The sequence below is a fragment of the Streptomyces sp. NPDC079020 genome, from assembly GCF_044542225.1.
Taxonomy (GTDB): Bacteria; Actinomycetota; Actinomycetes; order Streptomycetales; family Streptomycetaceae; genus Streptomyces.
This window is the reverse complement of the sequence record NZ_JBITUB010000012.1, coordinates 21,056-35,532: the sequence shown is the minus strand read 5'-3', so window position 1 is coordinate 35,532 and position 14,477 is coordinate 21,056. Positions and strand designations below refer to the sequence as shown.

Here is a 14,477-nt window from a genome sequence, read left to right as displayed (position 1 = left end):
TTTAACTCGTGGTGTCGTCATGCGGATGTGACGGTCAGGCCGGTTTCGGTGAGGCAGCCGTCAATGAGGTTGCTGTGGTACTGGATGTGCCGTAGGCCGCTTCCGACGGTGCGGATGAGGTGCTCTGGCGTGGAGAAGGCGACGTTGGAGAGCCAGCCGCGACGTAGCAGGGACCAGATGCCTTCGACGGGGTTGAGGTCGGGGGCGCAGGGCGGCAGGTAGTGGATGGTCAGCCAGTCACGGGAGTCGGCGAACTCCCGTAGTCCTGCGGCTTTGTGGACGTTGAGGTTGTCCCGGATGAGGACGATCGTCGCCGCCGGGCTGTTGGTGGGCTGCGATCAGAAGGTCCCGGTAGTCGTGCCAGGAGAAGCTCTTGCGCCCGTCACGCCGGCCGTCGTCCCGTCGCGGCCGGTAGATCGGCCGGGACCGGTGCCCGGGTTTGTAGCAGGTCAGAGCGGCGATCGATATACGTCTGCGGGAGCGGCCGCGGACTCGCACCACCGGGGTCCGGCCGCGCTGGGACCAGGTCTTGGCGTGCGACGGCGTCATGGAGAACCCGGCTTCGTCCTCGAAGACAAGCCAGGCCCCACGGGCCGCCGCCAGTCTTCCGCGCGGGGCCACACCTCCTTGACCCACCCGGCCACCGCGTTGTCGTCCCGCTCCATGGCACGACGGGCCGGAACCTGGCAGGACCAGCCGTTGCGCACCAGCAGCTTGCGTACGCCCTGGGTCGTGCAAGTGAGGTGGAAGCGCCGTCCGATCACCGTCTTCACACGGCTCAGAGTCCAGCGTTGGTCCTCCCAGCCGTGCGCGGCCGGCCTCTTTGCCAGCTCCGCCTCCAGCTGAGCGAACTGCTTCTCGCTCAGTCGCGGCAGCGATGCGGGCCCCTGCGACCGCAGGGATCGGGGGCCGCCCTCGGCCCAAGCCTGACGCCATCGCTGCACCGACCGGACACTGACCCGCAGATCCCTGGCGATCGCTGAACTGCCCTCGCCCCGGGCAAACCCCTCAGCCGCCTGGAGCCGCAACTCCTCGCGCTTGCACTGTCGTTCAGCGGTCAGCCCGCCGCTCTGTGGACACCTCATCCTCCGGTGATACCGCAGGCAGGCACCAACCGTCAGCCCCTATGACTTCACGAGTTCAATCTCAGTAACACAATGAGAGGATGTCTCACGTGGCGATGATGTCGTGCGGCATCGCGGGCGCTTGTGGGTGCCGATCTGTCGCAGCGGCTGATTCCTGACGGGCTGTGGGAACTGGTCGCTCCGTTGCCGCCGTCGTTCAACCCCCCGTCCGCAGGGTGACGGGACCGCTGCGTGTGATGAGCGGGCGGTGTTCACCACGGTCGTGTATTTACTGACCAGCGGATGCGCCTGGCGGCACCTGCCCCTGACGTTCGGGGGGTCGCCCGCGACAGCACATCGCCGGTTGACCGCACGGACCAGGACCGGCCTGTGGCGTCGGTTGCACCGCGCGATCCTGGACGAGCTCGGCGCGCACGGAGAGTTGGACTGGGCCTCGGCCATCGTCGAGCCCGCATCCGTGCGGGCCAAAGAAGGGGGGCTCGCCGACCGGCCCGAATCCGGTCGATCGCGGCATGAGGGGCAGCAAACTGCATGCGCTGTCCGAAGCCCAGGGCATCCCGATCGTGGTCGCGGTGTCCGTCGCGAGCAGGCACGGCAGCCAGGCACTCAAGCCGTTGATCCGCGGCATACCCGCCATCCGTTCCCGACGCGGCCCGCGTCGCCGTCGGCCTGTCAAACTCCGTGCGGACAAGGCGCACTTCTCCGCCGACCATCTCGCCCGGCTGCGCGAGCGAGGAGTCATCCCGCGGATCGCCCGCCCAGGGATCGAATCGGGCGAACGGCTCGGCCTACACCGCTGGAAGATCGAGCGGTCGATCTCCTGGCTGTTCGGCTACCGCCGCCTCACCGTCCAATGCTGTTCACGATGGTCATGGACGAAGCCCGCATCCAGTACGCCGATGCGTACCGCGTCGTACACCTCGCAGTACGTCAGCCGGCTCCGCCTCCCTCCGGGGAGGACCAAAGGTGCTGGGGAGCCTGTGGAGAGAATCGGCGTACAGCTCAGCACAATCCTGAAAGACGCCGATGGTCGCCGAAGGTCGCATACACGCAGGCAAGAGGCTGCCGCTGCCAAGATCTACTTGTCGAAATCAAAAAGAATATGGCCATCGTCCAGGTACTTGATGTCGACCTCACATCCTTTCTGCACCTTCGACGAATGAAAGGCAGAAATAGTATCCCTGCCCTCCGCATACCTGATGACACCGTCCTCGTGCCACGAAAGCCGGAATTTTATGGTGGCGGCCCCGCTGTCATTCGTGCTGACAAGACGAACGTCCTCCACCCGGACCCGAATATCCCGCCCCTGCGACCGAATCTTATGGTCGCGGCGAAAAAGATGAACGATATAGGCAGTACTGCCCACGACGATGACGGCGGAAATAATAAAAGCGAACTCCACGGATGCGCCCCTCATGTAAAACTGTCAGGCCGCAAAACCAAAGGCCGTTCCATCGACTCTGCGAAACCACTTCCGTTCCGCCCATTTCCAGAACTGCAGTGTACCGCCGCCCTCCGGAGCCGGCACTGTCGCACCGGAGCGGTCGTGCATCGGATTCCTCACCCCTGATGGCGACTGGCCTCGACCGCCGATGCGGCAGCGGCCCTCGCGCGGAACGGTCCGCCCATGGGCCGCTCCCCCGGACAGGTGCGGATGACCGGAGACCAGAAGCATCACGTACGGGGGGTGCCAGAACCGACTGGCCGGACTCACCCCGCGGGAGCGCAGCGACCCGATGCGGGACCCTCCCCGTGCCCCCCGGGCCATGCGCGTACCGGCGCTTCCGCACGACGCCCGCCTCACGCCGCCGGTCGTCATCGCGCTCCGGAACGGCTGACGCCGATCAGGGCGGAGGGGCCCTCGGCGCGCTCACACGGGTGCGCTCACAGCGGCGCGGCCGCACTCCGCCGCCCGCTCTTCCAGCAGGCGATCGTGTCGTCGGCGGTGACGACGGTGGCGACCAGCGCGAGGGTGTTGCGGATCATCGCGGAGGTGTACTCCACGGGTACTCCGGCGATGGCGTCCGACGGGACGACCGCCGTGTAGCCGAGGTTCACGGCGTCGAAGACGGCATTGGGAACGGCGACATTGGCCGACACCCCGGTGACGACCAGTGTCCGGCAGCCCATGTTGCGGAGCAGGGCGTCCACTTCGGTACCGGCGAGCGGGGACAGACCGTGCAGCCGCCGTACGACGAGGTCCTCGTCGGCCACGTCGATGGGCTCGGCGACCCGTACCGCCGTACTGCCGGTGTGCTGCTGGACCGGCAGCCGGGCGGCGGCCCGGAAGAGCCGGGCGTTGTGGCTCGCGCCGCGGCCGTCGGGGCGGCGTTCGGCGACCGCGTGCACCACCTGGACCCCGGCTTCATGGGCCGCGTCGACCAGCCGGGCCACATTGCCGAGGGCCCCGGAGGACCGGGCCGCGTGGGCGAGTTCGGGCAGGGCGCTGTCATGGCCCACCACTCCCTGCTGGCACTCGACGGTCAGCAGCACGGTGGTGGCGGGGTCGAGCAGAGCGGCGAGCCGCTCCGGTGATTCCTTGGACGGCACAGTGCCTCTCCTCCTGGCTGTCGCCCGGCCCCGCGAAGGGCACGGACTTCCGCGGACGGACCGGGCGCGCGAGGCTAACGGCCATTGCGCGACGAGGGAAGAGCAACCATGATTCCTGACACATAGTCAGACATCGGGAGGGGCACTCCATGGCCGACACTCAGCGAAGAGGCCGCCGGATCATGATGACGGACGGCGAACGGGACGCCTATCTGACCGGACAGCGCACCTGCCGGGTCGCCACCCTCGGCGCGGACGGGCGGCCGCACATCGGCGCCCTCTGGTTCGTCTGGGACGGCACCTCGCTCTGGCTGTACTCCCTCACCCGCAGTCTGCGCTGGGCCCAGCTGCGTCAGGACCCGAGGATCGCCGTGGTGGTCGACGACGGCGTGGAGTACGGGGATCTGCGCGGCGTGGAGCTGTCCGGCGAGGCGGAGTTCATCGGCGAGGCGCCGCGGACCGGCGAGCCCCACGCCGAACTGGAGGTGCCGGAACGGCTGTTCCCGCCGAAGTACTTCGGGATGGAGACCATGCCGCACGACGGGCGGCACGCCTGGCTGCGACTCACCCCGGAAACGGTCACATCCTGGGACTTCCGCAAGCTGGCCGGTCTCACCTGAGGTCCGCCCCGGCAGCCGCCACCGCGCGGCCCGCGCCGCGCAGCGCCTCGACCGCCGCCCTGACGGAGGGGCGCCGGTCGGCGTCGGTCCGCCACATCGCGTGGACATGCCGGCGCATCGTCTGTCGCACGGGTACCAGCCGCACGCCGTCAGGCACCGGCCCGCGTCCCAGGCGCGGCGCCACACAGACACCGAAACCCGCTGCCACCAGGGCGAGTTGGGTGTGATGCTCTCCTGCCAGATGGGAGATGCGTGGCTCGATGCCTTCGGACCGCAGGGTGAACATCAGCCACTCGTAACAGAATTCGCCCGCAGGCCAGGACACCCATTCGTCCTCGGCGAAGTCGGCCAGGGCCACCTCCGTACGGTCCGCGAGCGGGTGGGCCGCGGGCATGGCGATGTCCGGTGCGTCGTCGAGGAGTTCGGACCGGGTCAGACCTCCGGGCACGGGCAGCCGCTTGTTGCTCCATTCGAGTACGACGGCCAGGTCGACATCGCCGCGCAGCACCGCCAGAACGCCCTGCTCGGGCTCCAGTTCCCGCGTACGGACCTTCAGTTCGGGATGGTCCGTACGCAGGAAGCCCAGCGCCGCGGGAAACAGTCCGCGCGCCGCGGTCGGGAAGGCGGCGATCTCGACCTCACCCACCACCTCGCCCCGCTGGGCCTCGATGTCGGACTGGGCCAGCTCCACCTGGGACAGAATCCGCGCGGCGTGATCCGCGAGCAGCCGCCCCGCGTCGGTGAGCCGGACGCCGCGGCCGTTCCTGGCGAGGAGCTGCTGCCCCACCTCGCGTTCCAGCTTGGCCATCTGCTGGGAGACCGCCGAGGTGGTGACATGCAGGCCACCGGCCGCCCCGCTCACCGAGCCGTGCCGCGCGAGGGCGTCCAGCGTACGAAGGCGCTCCAGGTTCAACATGTAAGCGATGCTACGGGAACAGCACCAGTAATTCTCACTTGTCCTACGTGGTTGATTTCGTCATCGTTGCCCTCATGAGCGCCCCCTCCGAACCGGCGGCCCGATCGGCCACGCCCCGGGCACCGCGCACCGGCGCCCCGGTGTCCGCACCTCCGACCGCACCTCCGACCGCGCCCCCGCCCCCACCCGCACCGTCGCCCGCTCTCCCCCGGCGGCCGGCGGCGGACTGGCGGATCCGGTTCGGGGCACTCTCGCTCATCTGGGGCTTCAGCTTCCTGCTCATCAAGGTGGGGACCGACGCCTTCGCCCCGTTCCAGGTCACCTTCGGCCGTCTGCTGTCCGGCACGGCGGTGCTCGCCGTCGCCATGGCGGTGCGCCGCGAGCGGGTGCCGCGCTCGGCGCGGACCTGGGGGCATCTCACCGTCGCCGCCTTCTTCCTCAACGCCCTGCCGTTCTCGCTCTTCGCCTACGCCGAGACGACCATTCCGTCCACGCTCGCCGGAATCTGCAACGCGACCTCTCCGCTGTGGGGCATGGCGCTCTCCATCGTCGCGCTGTCCGAGGACCGGCCCACCCGCCGCCGTGTCGCGGGCCTCGGCCTCGGCTTCCTCGGCGTCCTGACCGTGCTCGGCGCCTGGCAGGGATTCTCCGGGCTGGACCTCAGCGGTACGGCGATGGCGCTGCTGGCCTCCCTCAGCTACCCCATCGGCTGGATCTACGTCCGCCGGACGCTGGCCGGGACGGGTTCCTCCACGCTGGCGCTGACCGGCAGTCAGCTCTTCCTCGGCACGCTGCAACTGGCCCTGGTGACGCCTCTGTTCACCTCCGCGCCGGACGCCTTCCCCCTTCTGCCGACACTCGCCGTCGTCGCGCTGGGGGCGCTGGGGACGGGCCTCGCGGTGCTGCTCCAGTACGGCCTGGTGGAGGAAATCGGCCCGACGACCGCCCAGATGGTCACGTACTTCATCCCGGTCATCGCCACGGCGGCCGGGGTCGCCCTGCTCGGCGAGCAGTTGAGCTGGAACACTCCGGCGGGCGCGGTGATCGTCCTCGCCGGGGCGTTCCTCACCCAGAGCCGGACCGTACCGGCCGCTCCCCCGCCGGCGCACCGACCGTGACCGGCCGCGCGCCGCCCATGACCGGCCGCTCCACCCGCCCCGGACCGCCGGGCCGCATCCGGGCGGTCCGGCGGCCCGTACGCCCGGCAGGCCGCTCTCCTCACCCGTAGCTGATCGGCCGCGCAGGCCCGGCCGCCTCCGCCACCGCGTCCGCCAGCGGCTCGATGTCCGCGGCGGACAGTGCCGACACGGTGAGCCGCACTCCCTGCGGTGCGGCCATCCTGAACCGCGCCCCCGGAGCCACCGCCCACCCCGCGCCCAGCAGCCGGGTCACAGCCCCGGTCTCGTCGCTCACCGGCACCCACACGTTCATCCCGCTGCGGCCGTGCGCCACCACGCCCCGCGCCTCCAGCGCCTTCACGAGCGCGCCGCGCCGTTCCGCGTACGACCTGGCGACCGCCGCCTGGTCGACGGCGCCCGAGGTCCACAGGTGCAGGACGGCCCGCTGGAGCAGCCTGCTGACCCAGCCGGGTCCCAGCCCGAGCCGCCCCACCACCCGGTCGACCGTCACCGTGTCTCCGGTGAGCACGGCGACCCGCAGATCCGGCCCGTACGCCTTCGCCGTGGACCGCACGAAGGCCCAGTGGTCGGTGACACCGGCGAGCGGGTGCAGCGGCTGTTCGACGATGGCGTGCCCGTGGTCGTCCTCGATCAGCAGGACCCCCCGGTGGCGGGCGAGTACGGCGCGCAGCTCGCGGGCGCGCTGGGCGGTCAGCGCTGCCCCCATCGGGTTCTGCGCCCGGTCGGTGACGATGAGCGCGCGGGCACCCGCCCGCAGGGCGCGTTCCACGTCCGCGGGCAGCGGCCCCTCGTCGTCGACGCCCACCGGGACCGCGCGCATCCCGAGTGCCGGCACGAGATCGAGCAGGCTCCCCCACCCCGGGTCCTCGACCGCGACCGTGTCGCCCGCCCGCAGATGCGCGGACAGCACCCGTTCGATCGCGTCCAGGGCCCCGGAGGTGACGGCCAGGGGCCCCGCCGGTACCCCGTCGGCGTCCATCGCCCCCCGCGCGAACGCGGCGAACTCCGCGACCACCGGCGCCTCCCCGTACAGACCGGGCCGCCGCGCGTGGGCGGTCACGGCCGCGGCGAACGCGTCCCCGAGATCCGGCAACAAGGCCGTGTCGGGGTTGCCCTCACCCAGGTCCGTGACACCGGGCGGCGCCTCGATCCGCAGCGAGCCCCGCGCCGTACTGGCGGGGCGGGCCCGCACCCGGCTCCCCCGGCGCCCCGCCGTCTCGATCACCCCACGCTCGCGCAGCGTCCGGTAGGCGGCCGCAACGGTGTTCGGGTTCACCTCCAGCGTCGCCGCCAGCTCCCTCATGGGGGGCAGCACCTGGCCGGGCGCGAGGTCACCCGAGCCGACCCCACGCTCCACACTCGCGGCGATTTCCGATGCACGCCGCCCACTGATCCGATACTCTCCTAGCACAAATCCCATTATGCACTAGTGCAATGGAGACGCACGCCATGCCGGACACTCTGACGCCCGACAGTACGGGGCCGGACCCCGTCGCCCCCTATACGCCCACCGAGCGCACTCTTCCCACCCGGAGCAGGGGCCGCGCCTCCTACGACCGGGATCTGGTCCACTCGATACTCGACGCGGCGTACCTCTGCCACCTGGGCTTCGTACGCGACGGGGCGCCGGTCGTACTGCCGACCCTGTTCGGGCGGGTCGGCGAACGTCTCTACATCCACGGCTCGACCGGCTCCCGGCCGCTGCGGGCGGCCGACGCGTCGGACCCGGGCCTGCCGGTCTGCCTCACCGTCACCCATGTCGACGCGCTGGTGCTGGCCCGGTCCGCCTTCCACCACTCGGTGAACTACCGCTCCGTGGTGGTGCACGGGGTGGCGGTCACGGTGACCGACCCCGAGGAGCGGCGCCTCGCGCTGGACGCCATCGTCGAACAGGCCGTCCCGGGCAGGTCCTCCGACGCGCGGCCCGCCGACGCCAAGGAACTGGCCGCGACGGCGGTGATCCGGCTCGATCTGGACGAGGTCTCGGCGAAGATCCGCACCGGCGGTCCCAACGACGAACCGGCCGATGTCGGGCTGCCCCACTGGGCGGGCGTCGTCCCGCTCACCCGCGGGTACGGCGCACCGGTCCCGGCGGACGACCTCGACCCGGCCGTCGCGGTACCGGACTACCTGTCCGCACACTGACGGGCCGCACCGACACACCGGACGCGCCCCGGGGCGCACCGGCGCCCCGCCCGCGCGAGCGGCGCGCTACGGCGACATGCGCTCCACCGGCAGCTCCTCCCCGGCCGCGACGCCACGCGGGACCGCTCCCGAGGCCACCGGCCCCGAGGGTGGCTTCGGAGCCGAGGACTGCGCGATGAACGCGCCGAGCAGGACGACGGAGCCGCCGATGAGCTGCGGCGCGGAGAGATGCTCACCGAGCAGCACCCAGGCGAGGACGGTCGCGATGACCGCCTCCAGGCAGGCGACGACGCCCGCCACCTGGGGGGAGAGCAGCCGCACCGAGATCACCCCGGTGACATAGGCGAACACGGTGGCGAGCAGCACGATCCAGCCGAGCAGCAGCCAGGCGGGAACGGAGTTGCCGTTCATCGCGGCGCTCCGGCCGAGAATCGCCCAGTCCATGCCCCAGGGCCGGGCGACCACGGTGAGGACGGCGGCACCGGTCAGCAGCCCGTACGAGATGACCCCGACCGGATCCGGGGCCGGGGCGCCCTCCTCGCCACTACCCCCGGAGTCCTTACCGCTCGGGTCCGACAGGACGAAGTAGCCGACCTGGCAGCAGGCCGCACCGAGCGCGAGCAGCAGCCCCACGGCATCGAAGCTGAGCCCGGACCACACCTCGACGACACAGGCCAGCCCGCCGACCGCGAGGACCACACCGAGCGCGGCGGCCCGGGTGACCGGCCTGCGCCGTACGAAACGGACCCAGCCGAGCACCAGCGCGGGAGCCAGGTATTCGACCAGGAGCGCCACACCGACGGGGATACGGGAGATCGCTGCGAAGTAGAAGGCCTGCACACCGGCGACGGCGAACAGCCCGAACCCGGCCAGCAGCGCGGGACGTTCACGCACCAGGTTCCGGTGCCGCCAGGCGACCGGCAGCATGATGAGCGCGGCGCCCGCCACGCGCAGCCAGACCACGTGCAGCGGATCGAGACCCGCCTCGATCAGCGGCTTGGCCGCCACCCCTGAACCACCGAAAGCGAAAGCCGAGACGAGGGCCAGTCCCAGGCCGGCGCTTCTCCCCTGAGACGCGTGCATCGGCACATCATGACAGCTGCGATCAGCACCGTCACCCCTGTCACACCTGTCGGGACGTCGGGTTCACACCCGTCGGGACATCCCGGCTCACCCCTGCGGTGACGACTCGGCGGTCAGCTCCGCGGTGCGGTCCGCCAGCCAGGCGGCGTCCACGCCCGCGCGGGCCAGCACCTCCACGGCACGGCACTCCTTGTCGGCGGCCAGGGCGGCGAGGAGGTCGAGGCCGCCTGGCAGAGGCTCACCGCGTTGCGCGGCGCGCCGCCCGGCCTCCTCCATGGCGGTCACGGCCGAGGGCGACCAGCCCTCCGCCGGCGTGTCCCGGACCATCGGGACCGCGCCGGAGTCCTCGACCGAGCCCTGCCAGCGGAGCCCGTAACCGATGCTGCGCTGGACGAGGTAGCCGAGCACCTTGGCCAGCCGCGGCCCTCCGTCGAAGGCGTCACGGACCGCGGGGTCCGACTCGATGAGGGAGTGCAGGAGATGGGCCGTGTCGATCTGATGGTCACCGTCGCGCAGGGCCCGTCTGCGCGCGCCGGTCACCACCGAGGCCAGTTCCACGGAGAATCTGGCGTCGAGGTCGGCACGGTTCGGTGCGGGCTGTTCGGGTATCCGCGGCGTCCGGTTTTGCACACCTCTTACCCCATCAGTACCGGAGTGCGGGAGCATCCCCGGAGGGGCCCATTTAGACATCCCACCCAAGTTGGGCACACCGGATCAGGCCCTCATCCTTGCGGATGAGATGTCCCACTGCGCGCAACCGATCCGAAAGGGGCGCACTCCCGGTCCGCGGAACCGGAGCAGCGCCGACCCGCGCGCCCCGGGCAACCGGGGGGCCCTTCCCGTACGTCCCTCACGCAACAGCAAGTTCACAGCATCCGGAAGGAGTACGTCGGAGGTGTTCTGGATGGTCGCTCTGCCGGCAGTGGACGGACTGGAGTACGTGTACCGGGTGTACGCACCGGACGACGCGCTGCCCGCCGACATCTTCTGGGCCGCGTTCCACTGCCACGACGAGGGCCCGCATCCGCGCGCTTCGGACCGGTTCGACTCGGCGGCCATCTGGCGGAACCGGCAGACCCAACAGATCTGACAGTTCATCAGTATTGAATGTTCCCGCCACTGCCGCTACGTTCCGCGACACCGCAACCCGACGATCCAGGGGTGACCGCATGGCCGAAGTCAGCGCCGAGGCGCGTATCGAAGCACCCGCCGAAAAGGTCTGGGCACAGCTCACGGACTTCACCACGTACGGCGAGTGGAACGCCACCCACACCAGCTTCCCCAAGGGCGGCCCCGCCGTACTGGAACTCGCGGCCACCTACGAGGAGAACATGAAGCTCATGGGCTTCCCCGCCGAGGTGACCTGGACGGTGGCCGCACTGGAGTCCGGCCGGCTGCTGACCACCACGGGCAAGGGCCCGATGGGCGTCAACCTGTCCATGCGCTACTCCCTGACCGCGGACGGGAACGCCACCACGATGCGCATCGACGGCGAGTTCACCGGGGCCGCGGTCTCACTGATGGCGGGCAAGCTCAAGGACTCGGCGACGGCGGCACTGCACGAGTCGCTGCGCAAACTCGGCGACCTCGTCACGGCGTAGGCCCCGCGGCCCACCGCCACGCCCGCACCCCTCAACCCAGCGACTCGCCGACTCGCCGACTCGCCGACTCGCCGAAGCATCGGCCGCGGCAGCCGGAAGGGCCTCGCGGACCGGCCGCGGGGCCCTTCGTACGGGACACCTCTCAGCTCGCCGAGGGCGATGACCGCCGGCCTCAGTGCTCGTCGGCAAGGATCAGATAGAGCTTCTTGCGGGCGTCGTTGATGACGGACAGCGCCTTCTGCCGCTGGTCGGCCGAACCGGTCTTCCAGACCTGCCCGAACGCCTCCATCAGGCCGAAGCCGGCCTGCCGGATCTCGTTCACGCTCTCCCAGTCGACGCCGCGCCCGGCCTCCTCCCACGGCGCTTCGGGGCCGGTTTCGGCCTCACCGCGCCCGGAATCGGTGAGCGTGAACAGCTTCTTGCCGCCCTCGCTCGCGCTGACGATCAGACCCTCGTCCTCCAGCAACTGGAGGGTCGGGTAGACCGAACCCGGGCTGGGCCGCCAGGCCCCGCCGCTGCGCTCGCCGATCTCCTGGATCATCTCGTACCCGTGCATCGGCCGGTCCTTCAGCAGGGCCAGGATCGACGCGCGTACGTCACCGCGCCTCGCCCGGCCCCTGCCGCCACCCCGGCCGCGTCCGCCCCCGAAGGGGCCACCGCCGAAGGGACCGCCGCCGAACGGCGGCCCGAACTGCCCGAAGGCCGCCCGCCGCCCCTCGAAGTCGCCCCGACCCTGATGACCGGGCCCGCAGTGCCCATGTCCGTGCTCATGCTCGTATCCATGTGAACGCATCGCTACGCTCCTTCCATCGTTGATCTGTCGCGATGCGTCAACGATATATCGGAAGCTATCGCCTGGCAAACATCTGCCACCCCGCTCCGGTTGACCTGTGGCAGCGGTCGTTGATCGATTGCCAGGGAGAGTTGGCCAAAGCTGGTTTGTGCCAGTGAAGGGTGACCACATGGCTATCTGTGCCGGCGCAGGCTGACCGTCTTGATCGTCGCCTTGCTGCGCGTCCGTCCGATCAGGGGATTCCGGTCGATCATGGCCGTCACACTTGGGACTGCCCGGCCGAGCTGCAGGGAAGTGGCGCAGGGCCGGGCGGTTCTGCGCGGCGGTCAGGCGGGAACGCCGGCCCGGTTCAGGACGGCGGCCATCTCGTCTTCGGGGAGCGCCGGGTTGGCGCCCGTGCTGGAGGCCAGTTCGGGGACGTGGAGGGCCTCGCGGAGCCGGTGGAGCGGGAGACGCGGGTCACCGGCCGCCGCCTGACGCGTCCAGACCTCGGGGTCATGGCTGAGCCGTTCGATGAGTGCGGGCGTGGCGGCCGGGTCCCGGACAGCCAGCCGACGGTAGTTCCCGTCCGCGTGGTCCGCGTAGCGGGCGGCGAGCCCCTCGCGGGGAAAGCGAGGGTGCGTCTCCGCCATCCAGGCGGAGAACGTCCCGCCGAGCCGCGCGAACACACGCATCAGGACCTCCTCCGGGGTGTCGGGGTGGTGAATACCCAGGCGGTTCTCCACCACCGGGTCCTCGACGCGTGCGAGCAGGCGCAGCAGGTCGGGCGGCAGGTGGGGGCTCAGGACGGCGGCGCGCCGGAGCAGAGGGTGTGCGGAGACCGCGGCTCGACGAAGCACTTTGGGGTCGGTCAGCCCGTCTCGTACCCACTGCACGCCGTCGCCCCTGTCGAAGTCGCCGGCCGTGAAGTCGATCGCCATGCGCCGTTCCTCGTCCAGCTCGGGCCTGAGGGAGACCGCGAGCCGTACGGCCTCGTCGGGGTCGACGGCGAGCCGCTCCACGAGGTCGGCGGGCAGCGACGGGTTCCCGGCGAGGGCCGCCAGGTGCGTCCGCTCGGCGACGCACCGCTCGGCGTCGGCGCGGACGAGGAGCCCTCGGCGCAGCGCCTCGGCGGCGGACTTCGGATCGCGGATGAGTTCGGCGGTGACGCGTGCGTCCCGTCGGCACTCCCGGAGTGCGGCGGCCCGCCGCACTCCGGGATCAGGGTCGGCCAGCAGTGCCGACCGCTCGCCCGGCGGCAGGATCTCCCATTCGCGCACCGCTTCCCGGCGCGCTGCCGAGCTGTGATGAGTAGCCATCGAGGCCACGAACGACGCCGCCAGATGGGGTGAGTCCAGCAGGGCCGTCCGGACAGAAGGGGCGGGGTCGTCGAGCAGGCGGACGCACACGGCGTTCGGGAGCGGTGCGACCTTCGTGCGCGGGTCGTAGACCTCGGGTCCGTACGCAAGAGCTGCCCGCACCTTGGGAGAAGGATCGTCCGCGAGCCGGGCCCGCTGTGCGGGCTCCGCCCTGGCACTCAGGGCGAAATCGATCCGAACACCCGGATCCGGGTGGGCCAGGATCGCCCTGACGGCCGACTCGGAAAGCCCGGCCCGCTGCAGCGCACCACGGGGCGGACTGCGGTCACCGCCCCCGTCGAAGGCGAGCAGGCGCAGCAGCAGCGGTGTCGGCAGCGCCGGATTACGGGCGACGCCGTCCAGCGCGGACGCGTGGAACGCGACCATGATTCCCCCACCCCTGTGTCTCCGTCGGCTGGTTCACGACCATGGTCTCCCGCCCGGCAGCCCGCCCGGCAGCCCGTCCGGCGGGCGGGCAGGCCGTCATGGTCGGCCGGACAGTGCCCAGTCGCTCGGCTGCTCGGCCTTCTTTGGCTGCTCAGGCCAGCCACGGGACAACCGGTAGCACTCGCGCGAGCACCAGCGTCGGGTCCAGCCGTCCTTGCGGCGGTCGATCGGTTTCTGGCAGCGGCCGCGGGACACCGGCTTCAAGAAGATCGATGGGGCAGCGCCCCCGGACGACCATGTGCGACAGCGCCGGTTGCACCAGCGGCGAGGGGGAGCGGCGAGCGACTTCGCTTCTATCGGGATGCCGCAGAACACGCATGTCCTGGAAGGCAGGGGAAGCCCGTCCCCTCTCGATCAGCCGGTCCCACCGGGAGACCTGCAGTTCGCATGTCTCCGAGCAGGTGCGCTTGTCGGCGCTTTGAGGGTGCGGCGGCGTGGAGCCTTCGCAGGCGGCGCAATCGCGGAAGGGCTGCCGGTCAGCGGCGTCCTCCTCGCGGGAACGACGTTCGATGCAGGCCACTCTGCGGCAGGCAGAGGAACAGAGCCGGTGACGTTTTGACGGAAAAGGCCAGGTCAAAGGCTGCAAGGGCAAGTTCTTCGAACACACCGACAGGTGCCCCCACCACGTCCCCCACGCACCTGCACATCGAATGATCAACCTGCGGTGGCACAAACGTGCGTTGATCATCCTTCAGTGGCAATCGATCAGCGATCACTGGCACAGGTCACCCGCTGTCCCGTCTCAGCGAAGATTCACCGGT

General features: G+C 70.7%; 15 protein-coding genes and 3 pseudogenes. 7 read left to right on the top strand and 11 right to left on the bottom strand.

Annotated elements, in window-relative coordinates; genetic code table 11:
* Positions 1 to 17: 17 nt before the first annotated feature.
* Together ACIGJO_RS24385 and ACIGJO_RS24380 are read right to left on the bottom strand one after the other, a co-directional pair.
* Positions 18 to 549 (bottom strand): annotated as a pseudogene (locus ACIGJO_RS24385) (transposase).
* Positions 546 to 1,085 carry a winged helix-turn-helix domain-containing protein gene (locus ACIGJO_RS24380; RefSeq protein WP_399961347.1) on the bottom strand — a complete coding sequence of 180 codons (540 nt, stop codon included), beginning with the start codon at positions 1,083 to 1,085 and terminating at the stop codon, positions 546 to 548. Before ACIGJO_RS24380 ends, ACIGJO_RS24385 begins: the two are co-directional and overlap by 4 nt.
* Positions 1,086 to 1,239: 154 nt before the next feature.
* Between ACIGJO_RS24380 and ACIGJO_RS24375 the strand changes: the two are divergent.
* Together ACIGJO_RS24375 and ACIGJO_RS24370 are read left to right on the top strand one after the other, a co-directional pair.
* Positions 1,240 to 1,458, top strand: a pseudogene (locus ACIGJO_RS24375) (transposase); the annotation flags it as partial.
* Positions 1,459 to 1,579: 121 nt separating this feature from the next.
* Positions 1,580 to 2,248: pseudogene (locus ACIGJO_RS24370) on the top strand (transposase); the annotation flags it as partial.
* On the opposite strand, the gene ACIGJO_RS24365 reads toward ACIGJO_RS24370, so the two are convergent.
* Both ACIGJO_RS24365 and ACIGJO_RS24360 read right to left on the bottom strand, forming a co-directional pair.
* Positions 2,164 to 2,487, bottom strand: coding sequence for a hypothetical protein (locus ACIGJO_RS24365; RefSeq protein ID WP_399961345.1), 324 nt, complete (start codon positions 2,485 to 2,487; stop codon positions 2,164 to 2,166). The pseudogene ACIGJO_RS24370 and the gene ACIGJO_RS24365 overlap by 85 nt on opposite strands.
* Positions 2,488 to 2,969: 482 nt before the next feature.
* Positions 2,970 to 3,635 (bottom strand): cysteine hydrolase, encoded by a 666-nt coding sequence (locus ACIGJO_RS24360; RefSeq protein ID WP_399961343.1) that lies wholly within the window; start codon positions 3,633 to 3,635, stop codon positions 2,970 to 2,972.
* A 149-nt stretch (positions 3,636 to 3,784) separates the two neighbouring features.
* On the opposite strand from ACIGJO_RS24360, the gene ACIGJO_RS24355 reads away from it, so the two are divergent.
* Positions 3,785 to 4,255: a pyridoxamine 5'-phosphate oxidase family protein gene (locus ACIGJO_RS24355; protein ID WP_399961341.1), complete on the top strand. Its 471-nt coding sequence runs from the start codon at positions 3,785 to 3,787 to the stop codon at positions 4,253 to 4,255.
* Here ACIGJO_RS24355 and ACIGJO_RS24350 read toward each other — a convergent pair.
* A complete protein-coding gene (locus ACIGJO_RS24350; RefSeq protein WP_399961339.1) occupies positions 4,248 to 5,171 on the bottom strand; it encodes a LysR family transcriptional regulator in 924 nt (307 codons plus the stop codon). The genes ACIGJO_RS24355 and ACIGJO_RS24350 overlap by 8 nt on opposite strands.
* A 74-nt stretch (positions 5,172 to 5,245) precedes the next feature.
* On the opposite strand from ACIGJO_RS24350, the gene ACIGJO_RS24345 reads away from it, so the two are divergent.
* Complete coding sequence (locus tag ACIGJO_RS24345; protein ID WP_399961337.1) at positions 5,246 to 6,289, top strand: DMT family transporter; 1,044 nt, start codon at positions 5,246 to 5,248, stop codon at positions 6,287 to 6,289.
* A gap of 100 nt (positions 6,290 to 6,389) precedes the next feature.
* On the opposite strand, the gene ACIGJO_RS24340 is transcribed toward ACIGJO_RS24345, so the two are convergent.
* Positions 6,390 to 7,721 carry an aminotransferase class I/II-fold pyridoxal phosphate-dependent enzyme gene (locus ACIGJO_RS24340; protein ID WP_399961335.1) on the bottom strand — a complete coding sequence of 444 codons (1,332 nt, stop codon included), beginning with the start codon at positions 7,719 to 7,721 and terminating at the stop codon, positions 6,390 to 6,392.
* A gap of 38 nt (positions 7,722 to 7,759) precedes the next feature.
* Here ACIGJO_RS24340 and ACIGJO_RS24335 point away from each other — a divergent pair, with 38 nt between their 5' ends.
* Positions 7,760 to 8,455 (top strand): pyridoxamine 5'-phosphate oxidase family protein, encoded by a 696-nt coding sequence (locus ACIGJO_RS24335; RefSeq protein WP_399961332.1) that lies wholly within the window; start codon positions 7,760 to 7,762, stop codon positions 8,453 to 8,455.
* 66 nt (positions 8,456 to 8,521) lie between these two features.
* Here the strand turns inward: ACIGJO_RS24335 and ACIGJO_RS24330 are convergent, their stop codons facing one another.
* Positions 8,522 to 9,538 carry an EamA family transporter gene (locus tag ACIGJO_RS24330; protein ID WP_399961330.1) on the bottom strand — a complete coding sequence of 339 codons (1,017 nt, stop codon included), beginning with the start codon at positions 9,536 to 9,538 and terminating at the stop codon, positions 8,522 to 8,524.
* A gap of 87 nt (positions 9,539 to 9,625) precedes the next feature.
* The gene (locus ACIGJO_RS24325; RefSeq protein ID WP_399961328.1) at positions 9,626 to 10,168 is read right to left on the bottom strand and encodes a Clp protease N-terminal domain-containing protein; all 543 of its coding nucleotides are present in this window, start codon (positions 10,166 to 10,168) and stop codon (positions 9,626 to 9,628) included.
* 265 nt (positions 10,169 to 10,433) lie between these two features.
* On the opposite strand from ACIGJO_RS24325, the gene ACIGJO_RS24320 reads away from it, so the two are divergent.
* On the top strand, positions 10,434 to 10,628 hold the full coding sequence (locus tag ACIGJO_RS24320; RefSeq protein ID WP_399961326.1) for a hypothetical protein: 195 nt from the start codon (positions 10,434 to 10,436) through the stop codon (positions 10,626 to 10,628).
* 79 nt (positions 10,629 to 10,707) lie between these two features.
* Positions 10,708 to 11,139, top strand: a complete 432-nt coding sequence (locus ACIGJO_RS24315; protein ID WP_399961324.1) for an SRPBCC family protein — start codon at positions 10,708 to 10,710, stop codon at positions 11,137 to 11,139.
* A 172-nt stretch (positions 11,140 to 11,311) separates the two neighbouring features.
* On the opposite strand, the gene ACIGJO_RS24310 is transcribed toward ACIGJO_RS24315, so the two are convergent.
* The 3 genes from ACIGJO_RS24310 to ACIGJO_RS24300 all read right to left on the bottom strand — a co-directional run bounded on the left by ACIGJO_RS24310 (position 11,312) and on the right by ACIGJO_RS24300 (position 14,236).
* Positions 11,312 to 11,932: a PadR family transcriptional regulator gene (locus tag ACIGJO_RS24310; protein ID WP_399961322.1), complete on the bottom strand. Its 621-nt coding sequence runs from the start codon at positions 11,930 to 11,932 to the stop codon at positions 11,312 to 11,314.
* Between the two features lie 326 nt (positions 11,933 to 12,258).
* A complete protein-coding gene (locus ACIGJO_RS24305; protein WP_399961320.1) occupies positions 12,259 to 13,656 on the bottom strand; it encodes a Mucin-2 in 1,398 nt (465 codons plus the stop codon).
* Positions 13,657 to 13,807: 151 nt separating this feature from the next.
* Complete coding sequence (locus ACIGJO_RS24300) at positions 13,808 to 14,236, bottom strand: hypothetical protein (protein WP_399961318.1); 429 nt, start codon at positions 14,234 to 14,236, stop codon at positions 13,808 to 13,810.
* Positions 14,237 to 14,477: the final 241 nt, after the last annotated feature.

Excerpts from the sequence above, each read along its gene's own strand:
- ACIGJO_RS24345 (WP_399961337.1), top strand. The coding sequence starts at position 5,246 with ATGAGCGCCCCCTCCGAACCGGCGGCCCGATCGGCCACGCCCCGGGCA.
- ACIGJO_RS24330 (WP_399961330.1), bottom strand. The coding sequence starts at position 9,538 with ATGCACGCGTCTCAGGGGAGAAGCGCCGGCCTGGGACTGGCCCTCGTC.
- ACIGJO_RS24355 (WP_399961341.1), top strand. The coding sequence starts at position 3,785 with ATGGCCGACACTCAGCGAAGAGGCCGCCGGATCATGATGACGGACGGC.
- ACIGJO_RS24305 (WP_399961320.1), bottom strand. The coding sequence starts at position 13,656 with ATGGTCGCGTTCCACGCGTCCGCGCTGGACGGCGTCGCCCGTAATCCG.
- ACIGJO_RS24350 (WP_399961339.1), bottom strand. The coding sequence starts at position 5,171 with ATGTTGAACCTGGAGCGCCTTCGTACGCTGGACGCCCTCGCGCGGCAC.
- ACIGJO_RS24315 (WP_399961324.1), top strand. The coding sequence starts at position 10,708 with ATGGCCGAAGTCAGCGCCGAGGCGCGTATCGAAGCACCCGCCGAAAAG.
- ACIGJO_RS24335 (WP_399961332.1), top strand. The coding sequence starts at position 7,760 with ATGCCGGACACTCTGACGCCCGACAGTACGGGGCCGGACCCCGTCGCC.
- ACIGJO_RS24310 (WP_399961322.1), bottom strand. The coding sequence starts at position 11,932 with ATGCGTTCACATGGATACGAGCATGAGCACGGACATGGGCACTGCGGG.
- ACIGJO_RS24380 (WP_399961347.1), bottom strand. The coding sequence starts at position 1,085 with ATGAGGTGTCCACAGAGCGGCGGGCTGACCGCTGAACGACAGTGCAAG.